Genomic DNA, 12,045 nt, shown 5'->3' with positions numbered 1-12,045 from the left:
CCCCACTACACACCGCAAGCACCTCCGGAAATCCCCTTACGGGTGGGGTTGTCACCACCTCGGATCCGGTTGGCCGCTGGATCGAGTCCCGTCGCCGTCGGACCTAGCGTCGAGAGCATGACCGCGACGGTATCCCTCACCCCGGTCGCCCCCGCCGTTTTTCATCGCGAACGGGCCATAGACGGCCTGCGGGCACTGGCGATCCTCGGTGTCGTGTGTGGACATTGGTTGGTCGGCGGGCTCAGCCCGGGCACCGCCGGCGGGCTCGTCGTCGACAGCCCTCTGCGCGCCGCCGCCTGGCTCGCGCCCATGACCTGGCTGCTCCAGATGCTCGGCGTGTTCTTTCTCGTCGGCGGCTACGCGGCGGGCGCTTCGCTGACCCGGTGGCGGGCGGGCGGAGGCACCGACCGGGCCTGGCTGAGGCGGCGATTCCTGCGCCTGGCGTGGCCGGTGTTGGCCGCGGTCGCGCTGGTCACGGCCGCCCTGCCGCTCGCCGCGCTGGCCGGCGCGGCGCCCACGACGCTGCGCACCTGGGCGGTGCTGCTGGTGCAGCCGTTCTGGTTCATCGGCATCTACGCGGTGGTGACGGCGCTCACCCCGGTGGCGATGTGGCTGGACCGGCGCTGGGGCTGGGCGGCCGCGCTGCCGCTGGCCGGCATGGTCGCCGTCGCCGACGTGGCGCGCTACGGGCTGCACCTCGTGCCGGACTGGGCCGGGTACCTCACCGTCGTACCCGCGTGGATGTTCACCTATCAGCTCGGCGTGGCGTGGGCCCGCGGCGGCATCACCCGGACCACCGCGTGGCGCCTGCTGCTCGGCGGAGCCGCGCTGTTCGCGACTCTGGTGGTCGTTCTGCGGTATCCGGCCAGCATGGTGACCGTGCCCGGCGCGGGCCGCTCGAACTCCAACCCGCCGTCGCTGCTGGTGCCGGCGCTGGCGGCCGTGCAGTCGGGTGCGGCGATCCTGCTCCGGGAGCGCTTCGACCGGCTCCTCCACCGGCACAACGCGCTGTGGACCGTCGTCGCGGTGCTCAACCTGTGCGCGATGACCATCTTCTGCTGGCACCAGACGGCGCTGGTCGCGGTGTCCGCCGGCGCGGCACGGCTGGGCTCGTTCGACGGGCTGACCGACGCGCCGTCCTCCGGAGCTTGGGTGGCGGAGCGGCTCAGTTGGTTCCCGGTGCTGGCCCTGGCGCTCGGGCTGCTCGTCGTGCTGGTGCGCCGGTTCGAGCGGCCGGCGGCGGTGGTCACGGCGCGACACCGGGCCTTCGCGGTCGCGGCCGTGGCGGCCTTCACGGCGTACCTCGTCCTGGTTTATTGATCCTGTTCCTGCGGCGTGCCGGCCCGACCCTCGACTACTCTTCGTGTTCTTGTTGACACGTTGCGTCGCTGCTTTCTCGGGGGTCGGAATGGCGCGTTGGTACGCGGCGCTGATGGTGCTGGTCGCCCTGGTCGCGCCACTGCCGGCGTCGCCTTCGTTTGCCGCTTCCGCTCCCCTTGTTTGGATGCCCGCCGGCGACGGGATCTTCTCGGTCGACGCCGCCACGCGCACTGTTCGGTACCGGTCGTGCTCGGTCGACACCGGGCGGCTGTACAACCCGACGATGCGGGTCGGTGGCGGTTTCGCGAGCGGGCGGATCACGTACGAGGGGACGGCTTATCGCTTCCGGGTGCCGTTGGTCGGGCGCTCGACCGGCTTTCTGGAGATTGGCCGGCGGCACCTCAGCGGTCCGACGGTGACCAGCCCGCAGCCGCCCGTTTCGCCTTCACTCGGTCGCCGGCTGCGCCCCCTGGGCGCGAAGCTGCAGGCGATCGTGGACGCGGCGCCGGTGACCGCAGGCGTATCGGTCCGCGACCTGTCCGGCCGCTACGGCGAGCAGCAGATCTCGGTGGCCGGGCGCTTCCGGCCGAAGGCCGCCAGCCTCATCAAGCTGTGGGTGATCACCGAGCTCATGCGCCGCATCGACTGCGGGCAGGCCGCGTACACGGACACGGTTCTGGTCTTGCCGACCGATGTCGTCGGAGGAACCGGCGAGCTCCAGCACGAGACGTTCCCGCAGAACGTGACACTGTTTCGGCTGGCCCAGTACACGATCAAGTACAGCGACAACACAGCCACCAACGTGCTGATCGACTACCTCGGTGGGTTCGGGCCGGTCAACGCCCTGGCGGACTCGATGAACCAGACGCAGACGGTGCTGGCGCGCAAGATGCTCGCGCCGGCGCCGCCGGAGAACTTCACGTCACCGGACGACGTCATCTCCCTGCTGGGCGCGGTCTGGTCCGGGAACGTCCTGCGCCAGGTCAACCGGGACCTGCTGTTGAGCTTCATGCTGGAGCAGACCCTCAACGGCAAGATCCCGGCGGCGCTGCCCTCGGGGGTGCCGGTCGCGCACAAGACCGGGGAACTGGTCGACGTGTCGCACGACGTGGGCTACTACCTGATCCCGGGTACGGAGATCGCGGTCGCGTTCCTGACCGCTGGTCCCGAGGAGCTCGGTGCATCGACGGTGCGGGAGTTGGCGCGGGCGGTGTACGACTACATCGAGTCGCCGCCGCCCGTTGGTGGGTTGCCTATCACCGGTTCACCGGTGGTCTCGTTGTCTTTGGCTGGCGCGCTGTTGGTGTTCTCCGGCCTGGTGCTGGTCGTCGTGTTCAGGCGTAGAGCGGTCCGGACAGGTATTTGAGTCCACTGTCTACCTGGATGGTGACCACTCGCTGGTCCTTGGCTGCTATTTGAAGGGCCGCGGCGAGGTTGGCGCCGGTGGACGGGCCGCTGAAGATGCCGTGTTGTCTGGCCGCTTTCCTCGCGGTCGCGAACGCCTCGGCGTCGGGGATGGCGATCACCTCGTCGAAGTCTGCCGGGCTTAGCTGGGGCGGCCAGTAGCCGATGCCGCCACCCTCGATGTGGTGGGTCCCCGCCGGCTTGCCGGAGAGCACGGCCGACTCGCCGGGCTCGACGGCGACTCGCTTGAGTTTGGGCAGCTTTTGTCTGAGCGCCCGACTAGCGCCGAGGAAGGCGCCGGCAGTGCCCACGTACGAGCAGAAGGCGTCGAGGGTGTCGACCTGCTCGAGGATCTCCTCCCCCATCCTGCGGTAGCCGTCGGTCATGTCGGTGTTGTTGAACTGATCGGTCCAGAAGGCCCCGGTCTCGGCGGCGATCTCCGCGGCCCGCGCGACCATGGCCGGGATGAGCTGCGGGGTGATCCCACCCGGGCTGTGGATGAGCTCAACCTCGGCCCCGAAGGCCCGCATAGTCCTGATCTTCTCGGTGGCGAAGGCGTCGGAGGACACGATCTTGAGCGGGTAGCCCTTGACGGCACAGACAAAGGCAAGCGAGGAGCCAGTGCTGCCGCCGGTGTACTCGACGACGGTCTGCCCGGGTTGCAGGCGCCCGTCCCGCTCAGCGGCCTCGATCATCGCGAGCGCCATCCGGTCCTTGTACGACCCGGTCGGATTGGCCGCCTCAACCTTGACCCAGACCTCCCCGGGCCCGCCGCCAAGCTCCAACGCGACCAACGGAGTGTTCCCGATCGCCCCCAAACCGCCCATCGACCCCTCCAGCCTCTCGACACCACAGACCACGCGGAACACCGGGCCCCCCTGTGCGCTACTCTGTAGCGGCTGCCATGCGGGACGCAACACCCCGCGAGGCAACGGGACGTGGCGCAGCTTGGTAGCGCACTTGACTGGGGGTCAAGGGGTCGTGGGTTCGAATCCCGCCGTCCCGACACAGCTCAGAGGGCATATCTGATCGATGGATATGCCCTCTCTTCGTCCCTGAGTGACTATCGGTTCCGGTCACACGACGGCAGCGACCAACTTTGACCACGGTCTGGCGAAGAGCCGGTCATCACGCTGGCAGCCGGACGCAAGAACCGGCCAGCGACACGGTCGGCGCACCCGCCGCCTCCGCCGGGCGGCTTTGGTGACATCCACAAGCCGAGACGGCAAGGCTGCATCGACCCCGGCAAGAGCGAGCGCCCTACCAGCGCGGCCACACAGAGCTAGCCTGGTCGTATGCCTGTTGTCGAGTCCCACATGACACAGAGGGACCTGTTGGAGGTCGAGCCGCCGTCCATCCCGGAGGGTTCGTTGGCGATGGTCCGACACCTCGACCTGCCGCCAGGGGACCCCGGCATCGCTCCGCACCGGCACTCCGGACCCGTCTTCGGCTTCATGCTCGAAGGGGAGATGCTGTTCGAGCTCGAAGGCGGGGCGCCCTATCCGGTCAAGGCCGGAGAGGCATTCTGGGAACCAGGTGGCGATGTCATCCACTACACGGTCTCGAACTTGCTCGCGGACAGCTGGAGCCGGTTCGTCGTGACCATGTTCTGTCCCCCCGGCGTCGAGATGATCACATACGTCGATGACGAGGAGCTCGCGGCCAAACGACCCGGCCGGGTCAGCTCGGCGGACCCTTCGGCTCCTGCGGGTTGGCCTTCACGCCCTGCAACGCGAACCTGACACCCGGCCGAGCCTCACCCGTCTGTGCGCAGAAGGCCCAGCGTGCCGATATGCCCTGTGTCGGAACCCCTCCCTTCGACGATCGCGACGGGAAGGCCGCCGTCGGCTGAGACGGCAAACTGATCTCGCGGCACGGGCAGTCCCCGATGGCCAACGCTCGCATGCGATGCCCCGCAGGGGATCATTGGGGACCGGCTAGCTGAAAGATGCGCGGTGAGGGCCTCCCCTCGCCGCGCGAATCGACCGCCGATCCGGACCAGCTGTCCGCGATCTTCCCCCTGCTCTATCTGGCCTGGTTCAGCGGACACGTCGTGCTCGTCGACCGGGTCGGCGCAATCCCTGCGCCGCCCCGAGTACGTGCCCGCATCGAGCCGCTAACCGGAATTCTCCTGATCGGCTCGGCAGGGCCCGGTGTGGATCTCGCGCAGACCGTGGCTGGGCGGTCAACTCGGGAAACGCGGGCGGTAGTCGCGTCTTACCTGGCGGACCTTTCGATAGCCCATAGTGCCGAGCAAGACCGCGGCCGCGAGGGCGGCGAGGACGCCGGCGATGGTGCGCAGGACAGCCCCGGCGCCCACGGCCTGACAGACGACCGCAGTCAGCACGCCGGTGACGACGGCGTCGATGATGCCCACGATGACCGGCGATCCCGAGAGCCAGTGGGTCAGGCCGACCCGACTGCGGAAGCTATACGTCTGCAGCATGCCCGATTCGTCGTCGTGATGGCTTGCGACAAAGTAAGGATCCAGCTCCGGTGCTAGCTCAATGTAGGCGTGCCGTAGCCGGTTCATGCCGATCACCAGCCAGGCGTCCTCGATATCGGCCTCGATCAGGCGGAAGTACGTTCCCACGCCGACGAGCAGGACAACGGGGAGTACCAGCAGCGCGAACGTCCGGAAGTCCTGCCCGAAGCCACCGGTCGCGTTCGCCACCAGCGAGAGTGCGATGACGGCGGCCGAGAGAACGGTCAGATAGGTGCCGGTCCGGCTGAAGATCTCGTTCCAGGTCATGCTGCGGGTGGCTAGCAAGCTCCAGTGCTCGCTCGCCAAGAACTGCGCATGCGGCGGGGTCCCGGTGACTTCGAGGCTGTCGAGGGATGGCGGCTTTCTAACCGGCGGCTGCTGCCTCGGCCGATCTCCCATGGTCGTATTGCCCCTTCGCGACAGCCACGGACGCGCACGGACATCACCCTACGTCAGACGACACCGACGGGTTGATCATCGCCAGCATCGCCCAGTTTCTGGCTAGTGGTCGAGTCGGCCGAGTTCCTCGCTGTGCCGGGCACGGACCGGAATCTCGACTGGTGCGGCGTTGGATGCTCGGATCGCTGCTCCCGCGACTACTACCTCGCCTTCCTGGCCCCGTTCGCCGACAAAGACGACCAACCTTTCCAGCCGGGAAGCCCGCGGCGTTCTCGGCAACGCCCACACCTCGGCCGGCGCCGCCGCGCGGCGCTCCGCCAGATCGCGCGGGTGCGGGTCGAAACCCGAGGCCGGTCGGAGACTCCCGCGCCGAGACCGTACGGTGGCGACCTGCCCCGGTCACGTCAGCCCTCGGGACCTGGCTGCGGCCGATCCTCTAGAACGCTGTAATGGGCGGCACGCTCGTCGAAGCGCGACAGTACGGCGCGGGCGGCTTCCGGCACGTGGCTCACTTCGTAGTCGTCGCCGGTGAAGCCCCGGATGGATGCGACATCGTCGAACCACATGGCCGTGAGGAACTCGACCTCACCATTGAGGTCACGGCGCATCAGGTCAATATGCCGGAAACCGGGCAGCGTCCGCGCCTCGATGCCCGGAATCACTTGGCCCCGGACGACGGACTCGTAGGCGTCGGCGTTTTCGGGCGTGGTCCAGCCCCGCCAGATCCGACAGATCATCTCTCACCCTCTCTTTGAACGGCGCCACATCCAAACCACAACCATCGCATCATGCGCCGCGCGGCGAAGAAGCCGACCAGGCTCGGCTGATGATCCGCGACAGCTCCGGCTAGATGATCATCGGCTGTTCTTGGTCCGGTCCTCGTGAGCAACCCGTTGTTCGATCACGATCTTGCCCAAAATGCCGATCATCTGTTTGGGATCTTCTGGGATTACCTGCGGCGCGCCAAACCCAAACTGGCAGGCCGCCTCGCTTCCTGCGGCGGAGCGTAGCTCCATTGAGGATTCCGATGAAGAGGCGGCGCGAAGCACCGCAACAGGTCATCCGCGATCGCCCGGATTTGCGGTGCCTCAGCTTGGCGATCAGGATGAGGTTCTGGTCCCCGCTGAGGATCTCTTCCACCGCCGCGAACTGCCCGGTCAGACTGATTGGCTCGCGTACGTCAGCGGCCTACGCCGCGACATCGAAACCGTTGACCGGGCCGTCCCGGCGTCGGCCTAGCAGCGTGGACAGGGTCTTCACTACCGTGGTCTTCCCCCGCCCCGTTGGAGCCGAGCAGGGCGAAGATGCCCAAGAGCGGACGCGACGCCACCACGAAAGCCCCCGGCTGGGGACGGCGGCACCCTCTTGGTGGACCAGACGCGGCCGTATCCGAACCGAGTTTGCGCAGCTCAGGGTCCAATTGTCAGGGTCAAACCGGTCGGGAAACCTGGCTCACCGTAAAGGCCGGGCCCGCGCGCTCGGCCGTGCCAAGCCAAACACGGCCCGAACCGGCCGACCGCTGACAGCGCATGTCAGTCGATGGACCAAGCCGCGGGCGACACAGGCTGGGCCAACTGTTCGGCCGCCCAGAGCAGATTGCGGAAGCCACGGCGGCACAGGAACGGGATCATCACGCGGTGAGTCATCGTGGCCATGAAGGGAAGGCGCATCCGCAGCGGCGGGTTGGTCATGGATGCCCGACGCAGCCGGTAGATCACCCGCGCGCCGTCGGCGGCCGGCTCGATGTCGTACCGGTGCTCCCACCGGGCCTCGGTGTGGCGGCCGCTTGGCCACACCGCAACGCCGTCAGTGTGAAACTCGATGACGGCGGCCCGGTCGGCCCGCACGACCACGCTGTGATCCTGCCAACGGGTGCGGGTCATCGGCATTGATCCGACGCTCGTGAATTCGGCGCCTGCCCGCATCGGGCCGTCGGCCCTCAGCGACGTGAGTTGAAACCCATGCCGTTGCTTGCGGCCGGCCCACTCCAGGTGGGTCTCCAGGTTTGCCAGCACGTCGTAAACCGCGGATGGCGAGGCGTCGCAGTGCGCCTCGAGCACCATCTCGTAGAAGTTGTCGCCATCCCACACCACGCGAGTCAAGGCCGTCTCCCTCATGCCGGTACCCAGGCATTCGACGTTAGGTCGGAGCACGGGGGCGGACATGAGGCATTCACCTCATCTTTGTCGCGACTCCGCGTCGATGTCGTCGTCGCCGATCAGGCCGTGCTTTACGGCGAACAGACTGGCCCGGGCCCGGTTGGACACACCAATCTTGACGTAGATGTGCTCCACGTGGTTGGCGGCGGTCTTCTTGGAGATGCCTAGCTGGGCGGCAATGGCCGCGACCGCCAGTCCTCGGGCGGCTAACCGGAGGACTTCGACCTCTCGGGCCGTGAGCCCGGCCGGCCAGGAACGGCGGCGACGCACCGCATGCCCGGCCACCTGAAGCACACCCTCGACCGCGTCGCCGTCGAGCCGGCCGACCCGTACCTCATCGCGCAGGTAGGCCGCGGCTTGATCGGCCGTCAGCCGGGCTCGGTGCGGTCGCGGTTCCAGCTTGGACCGGTACGCATCGGCCGCTCCGAGAATCCGGGCGACCATGGGCAGAGCATCGCCGGTGATGCCCCGCGGGTACCCAGAGCCGTCCAGCCGTTCGTGATGGGCTATAGCCACCGTCCCCAGTGGAGCGAGTGCCGACGCTGCCAGCATCCGCTCGGTCAGATACGGATGCAGCCGCACCCGCTCCCGTTCGCCGACGCTGAGGCTGCCCGGCTTGTCCCAGATGGCATTGGACACGCCAAGCCGGCCGAGGTCATGGACATACGCGGCCCGCCGCACCAGCACCGCGTCAGCCTCGACCAGTCCGGCGGTCCGAGCCGCCGACTCGGCCAGCACGGCCACCGCGCACGAATGGCCGAGCGTGTAAGGCGACTTCACATCGGCGAAGTTGGCTACCGCCGCGAGCGCCGCGTCGAGCTCCGCGCCAGTCAGCACGACGTCCAGCTCGGGCTCGGCGGCGATCACCGCGTTCCAGGTCGCCTCGCCGCCAGGCCCCACCAAGATTTCGTCGGCGACGGACACGAACAGGTCGACCAGCTCCGGATCGAACTGAGTCCCCCGCCGCTCACGTGCGACCGCCACGGCCGCCTCAACGCCACCCAGCCGGTGGAAAACCTCGACCACATCGGCCATGCTCACCAGCCGTGAGGCCAGCGAGATCGCGGGCCCCCGAGCCAGCCCTGGCGTACCCCTTCCATCCCACCGTTCGAAAGCCTGCCCAAGGCTGTCTCGAACCTCGGCGTCGAGACCGAGCTGGTGGGCCAGATCCTCCGCTGCCCGCCGATGGTTGTCGATGATCGCCTCGACCTCGCGTCGGCCACCGCCGATCAGCGCCAACCCGAGCCGGGCCCGGTCGACCAGCGGTCGCCCTGCCCCCAGATGACGCAGAACGAAACCCGTCCCGGCCCCGTCGACCATCGGAAAGTCAGACTTAAATGCCAGGTCGTCACCGAACCACTTCGCCTGCTCGTACGCGTCCACGTGGCAGCCGACCCAGGTCAGCAGCGCCGTGTAGCAAACGGTCGCGCGGCCCTTCGTATCCAGTCCGACTCGCTCGGCCAGCCGCATCGCGATCAGGCACTCACGCAGCACGTGCTCCATTGGCTGACCGAGGCCGAGATCGGCACCCAGCGACATGACAGCCAGCAGCTCTAGGCGGCGCACTCGCAGATCAGCTGAAGCCCCGGTCACGCGGCCCAGTCTAATAATCTAGCGGCACGGGCGGGCTGGCCGACTCAGCCTGCTCAATCCACTGATGGGACTTCCTCGGGTTGGCAAGCGTTGCCGCGCGCCGAGTGACTAACTGCGTGACAATCGGCAGCGATCCCGATGCACCATCATGGACGTTGACGGATCGTTCATCTTGGCCAGGCTTACTGGCATCTGAGGTCATCGGATCCGGTTGGTTGCCTGGGGGTCAAGGGGTCGTGGGTTCGAATCCCGCCGTCCCGACACCCGCTAGGGCCGCTAACCTGGGATTCAAATCCGCAGGTCAGCGGCCCTTTAGCACCTCTCCCCTAGCGCGGTAGAGATGATCTAGGCAGCGGGTGCCTAGGGACCATCTGGGGACCGACGTGCCTTCAGGTGGGCACTGAGTGACGTTCCCGCGTCCTTGATCGACCGCCGGTCAGGGTGCAGGTAGCGCTGTGTCATCAACGGAGCGAAGATCGGGCCGACGTGACCGTCCAGGTCTCCGTGACATGGTGGGGCGGGCCAGCAGGATCAAGCATCCTGGACAGCACCGCCTACCCGTGGCGAGGTCGCCGCTGACCGCGCCGATGGTGCGGGCTTGGATTCATATCCCGGCACCGTGTCGCTGACACTGCCACTGCACCGCCTACCGACCCAGTGGCTGAGGCGATCCCCGCCCAACGCCTCGCCACCCTCACTACGCCGGGGCGTGTACCCGACCGACCCGTTCCTGCCGCGCCTGCCCTGACGCCCGGGCCCTCGGCTGGCTGCGTAAGCCCGTCGTCTTAGCCCTTGATCGGCGGGGAGCGGCCGCCCTCACGATGCTCTCGGTCACGCGGAGGGCGCCAACCGCTTGGCGCCCGTCATGATCGCCACGCCTTCACCCATGTCGTGTGACTGCGGGGTGATCACTCCCGCCAGAGCACCCAGCCGCTGGATGTGGATGCGGTCTGCGACTTCCCACACATGCGGCATGTTGTGGCTGATGAGGATGATCGACAGGCCGCCGTCACGCAACTGCTTGATCATCTCGAGGACCATGCCTGACTCCTTGACCCCAAGGGCTGCCGTCGGCTCGTCGAGGACGACGACCTTGCTTCCGAACGCCGCAGCGCGGGCTACCGCGACGGCTTGGCGCTGGCCACCGGACAAGGTCTCAACGGCCTGACCCATGTTCTGGATGGTCTGAATGCCGAGGCGCTGTATCGCCTGACCAGCGCGGCGCTCCATGCCCTTCTTGTCGAGCATCCGGAAGACCGAGCCGAGCGGACCCTTGCGACGCTCCTCGCGGGCGAGGTACAGATTGCTCGCGATGTCGAGGGCCGGGACGACGGCGAGTTGCTGGTACACCGTTTCGATACCCGCCATTCGGGCGTCTTGGGGCTTCCTGAAGTGGACCGGTTGCCCATTCATCAGGATCTCGCCGGAGTCGGGGATGTACGCCCCGGTGAGGCACTTGATGAGTGTGGACTTGCCGGCGCCGTTGTCACCGATGACGGCGAGGATCTCACCGGGGTAGAGATCGAGGTCCACCCCGTCCAGGCCGACGACCCGGCCGAAGGTGATGACGAGCTTGCGCGCTGACAGGATGGGCTGCTGGCTGTATATGCCCTCCTTGCCCACGGGAATGCCACCATGGGCGACCTCGAGATCTCGTGTGGTCATGCCTTGACCTTCCTGATCCATTGGTCGGCAGCGACGGCCACGACGATGAGGATGCCGGTCGCGAGCACGCGCCACTGCTGGTCGACGCCCATCTGGGACAATCCGAACTGGAGCGTCTGGACGATGAGGGCGCCGAGAAGGGTGCCGATCAGGACACCACGGCCACCGAAGAGGCTCGTGCCTCCAATGACGACAGCCGTAATGGACTGCAGGTTCGCATCGGGAACGGCATTGGGCGTCGCGGCCCCAGCACGTCCGATGAGTTCCCAGGCAGCGACGGCGTAGATCAGGCCGGCGACCGTATAGACGGCGAGCAGGATTCGCTTGCTGGGCACGCCGGAAAGGCGCGCGGCCTCGGGGTCGTCGCCCACGGCATACACGTATCGGCCCCACGCCGTCTGCGACAGAGCAAAGCCGACGACGGCGTAGATGATCACCATGACGACGATGCCCCAGGTCAACCGGAAGCCTCCGATGGCGAAGCCGTCGCCGAGGACGTTGAGCAACCCGGGCAGGTGAGAGGCCTGAATGCTCTCACCACCGGAGTACAGCAGGGCGATCGCGGTGTAGACGCTTAGCGTGCCGAGCGTGACGATGAACGGCGGCAGGTTGATCCGGGTGACGAGAAATCCGTTGAGCGCTCCGGCCGCCAAGGCGAGCACGAATCCGATCAGCAGGGCAAGCAGGCCCGGCATGCCCCCGTCCCTGGCGAGCGAGGCCATGACCATCATCGTCAGCACCATGATGGCCCCGACCGACAGGTCGATGCCGGCCGTGAGAATGACCAGCGTCTGGCCGACCGCGAGCGTCGCGACGACGGCGGTCTGCTGGAGCAGGATGCCCATCGAGTTGGCGGTGAGGAACGTGGGCGTGGCGATGAAGAACACCACGAAGGCCACGAACAGCAGAAAGAGCGGACTCAACCACGGCCGAGCGTGCAGCTGGTGCTGGACGCGTTGAACGGGAGAGTGCTGCCGCCGGGCGAACTCGGCGGCAGCAGACGTGACCGTATTACTCATG

At 67.4% G+C, this 12,045-nt stretch carries 10 protein-coding genes, 1 tRNA gene and 1 pseudogene; 4 read left to right on the top strand and 8 right to left on the bottom strand.

All coding sequences use genetic code 11. The features are described 5' to 3' along the window. The first annotated feature begins 117 nt into the window (after positions 1-117). Both BLV39_RS37320 and BLV39_RS37315 read left to right on the top strand, forming a co-directional pair. Complete coding sequence (locus BLV39_RS37320; RefSeq protein WP_090803090.1) at positions 118-1,320, top strand: acyltransferase family protein; 1,203 nt, start codon at positions 118-120, stop codon at positions 1,318-1,320. Between the two features lie 88 nt (positions 1,321-1,408). Beyond that, positions 1,409-2,686 carry a serine hydrolase gene (locus BLV39_RS37315; RefSeq protein WP_090803088.1) on the top strand — a complete coding sequence of 426 codons (1,278 nt, stop codon included), beginning with the start codon at positions 1,409-1,411 and terminating at the stop codon, positions 2,684-2,686. Here the strand turns inward: BLV39_RS37315 and BLV39_RS37310 are convergent. Further along, positions 2,655-3,551 carry a PLP-dependent cysteine synthase family protein gene (locus tag BLV39_RS37310; protein ID WP_090804018.1) on the bottom strand — a complete coding sequence of 299 codons (897 nt, stop codon included), beginning with the start codon at positions 3,549-3,551 and terminating at the stop codon, positions 2,655-2,657. The two genes, BLV39_RS37315 and BLV39_RS37310, sit on opposite strands and share 32 nt — an antisense overlap. 105 nt (positions 3,552-3,656) lie before the next feature. Between BLV39_RS37310 and BLV39_RS37305 the strand changes: the two genes are divergently transcribed. Together BLV39_RS37305 and BLV39_RS37300 are read left to right on the top strand one after the other, a co-directional pair. Then, a tRNA-Pro gene (locus tag BLV39_RS37305) sits at positions 3,657-3,730 on the top strand. A 310-nt stretch (positions 3,731-4,040) separates the two neighbouring features. Then, positions 4,041-4,466: a cupin domain-containing protein gene (locus BLV39_RS37300; RefSeq protein WP_090803084.1), complete on the top strand. Its 426-nt coding sequence runs from the start codon at positions 4,041-4,043 to the stop codon at positions 4,464-4,466. A gap of 443 nt (positions 4,467-4,909) precedes the next feature. Here the strand turns inward: BLV39_RS37300 and BLV39_RS37295 are convergent, their stop codons facing one another. The 7 genes and pseudogenes from BLV39_RS37295 to BLV39_RS37265 all read right to left on the bottom strand — a co-directional run bounded on the left by BLV39_RS37295 (position 4,910) and on the right by BLV39_RS37265 (position 12,044). Further along, entirely contained in the window at positions 4,910-5,476 is a 567-nt protein-coding gene (locus tag BLV39_RS37295; protein ID WP_090803082.1) for a hypothetical protein, read from the bottom strand. A gap of 536 nt (positions 5,477-6,012) precedes the next feature. Further along, the gene (locus BLV39_RS37290) at positions 6,013-6,345 is read right to left on the bottom strand and encodes an antibiotic biosynthesis monooxygenase (RefSeq protein ID WP_090803079.1); all 333 of its coding nucleotides are present in this window, start codon (positions 6,343-6,345) and stop codon (positions 6,013-6,015) included. A gap of 302 nt (positions 6,346-6,647) precedes the next feature. Next, a pseudogene (locus tag BLV39_RS43800) lies at positions 6,648-6,914 on the bottom strand (ATP-binding cassette domain-containing protein); the annotation flags it as partial. 226 nt (positions 6,915-7,140) lie between these two features. Further along, positions 7,141-7,710, bottom strand: a complete 570-nt coding sequence (locus BLV39_RS37280; protein WP_143050057.1) for an SRPBCC family protein — start codon at positions 7,708-7,710, stop codon at positions 7,141-7,143. 75 nt (positions 7,711-7,785) lie between these two features. Further along, positions 7,786-9,306: an HD domain-containing phosphohydrolase gene (locus BLV39_RS37275; RefSeq protein WP_090803075.1), complete on the bottom strand. Its 1,521-nt coding sequence runs from the start codon at positions 9,304-9,306 to the stop codon at positions 7,786-7,788. Positions 9,307-10,191: 885 nt separating this feature from the next. After that, positions 10,192-11,025 carry an ATP-binding cassette domain-containing protein gene (locus tag BLV39_RS37270; protein ID WP_090803072.1) on the bottom strand — a complete coding sequence of 278 codons (834 nt, stop codon included), beginning with the start codon at positions 11,023-11,025 and terminating at the stop codon, positions 10,192-10,194. Then, positions 11,022-12,044 (bottom strand): ABC transporter permease, encoded by a 1,023-nt coding sequence (locus BLV39_RS37265; protein ID WP_090803070.1) that lies wholly within the window; start codon positions 12,042-12,044, stop codon positions 11,022-11,024. Before BLV39_RS37265 ends, BLV39_RS37270 begins: the two co-directional genes overlap by 4 nt. Position 12,045 lies beyond the last annotated feature (1 nt).

Origin of the sequence: Asanoa ishikariensis, assembly GCF_900107455.1 — a bacterium.
Classification (GTDB): Bacteria; Actinomycetota; Actinomycetes; order Mycobacteriales; family Micromonosporaceae; genus Asanoa; species Asanoa ishikariensis.
This window is presented reverse-complemented; position numbering and strand designations above follow the sequence as displayed.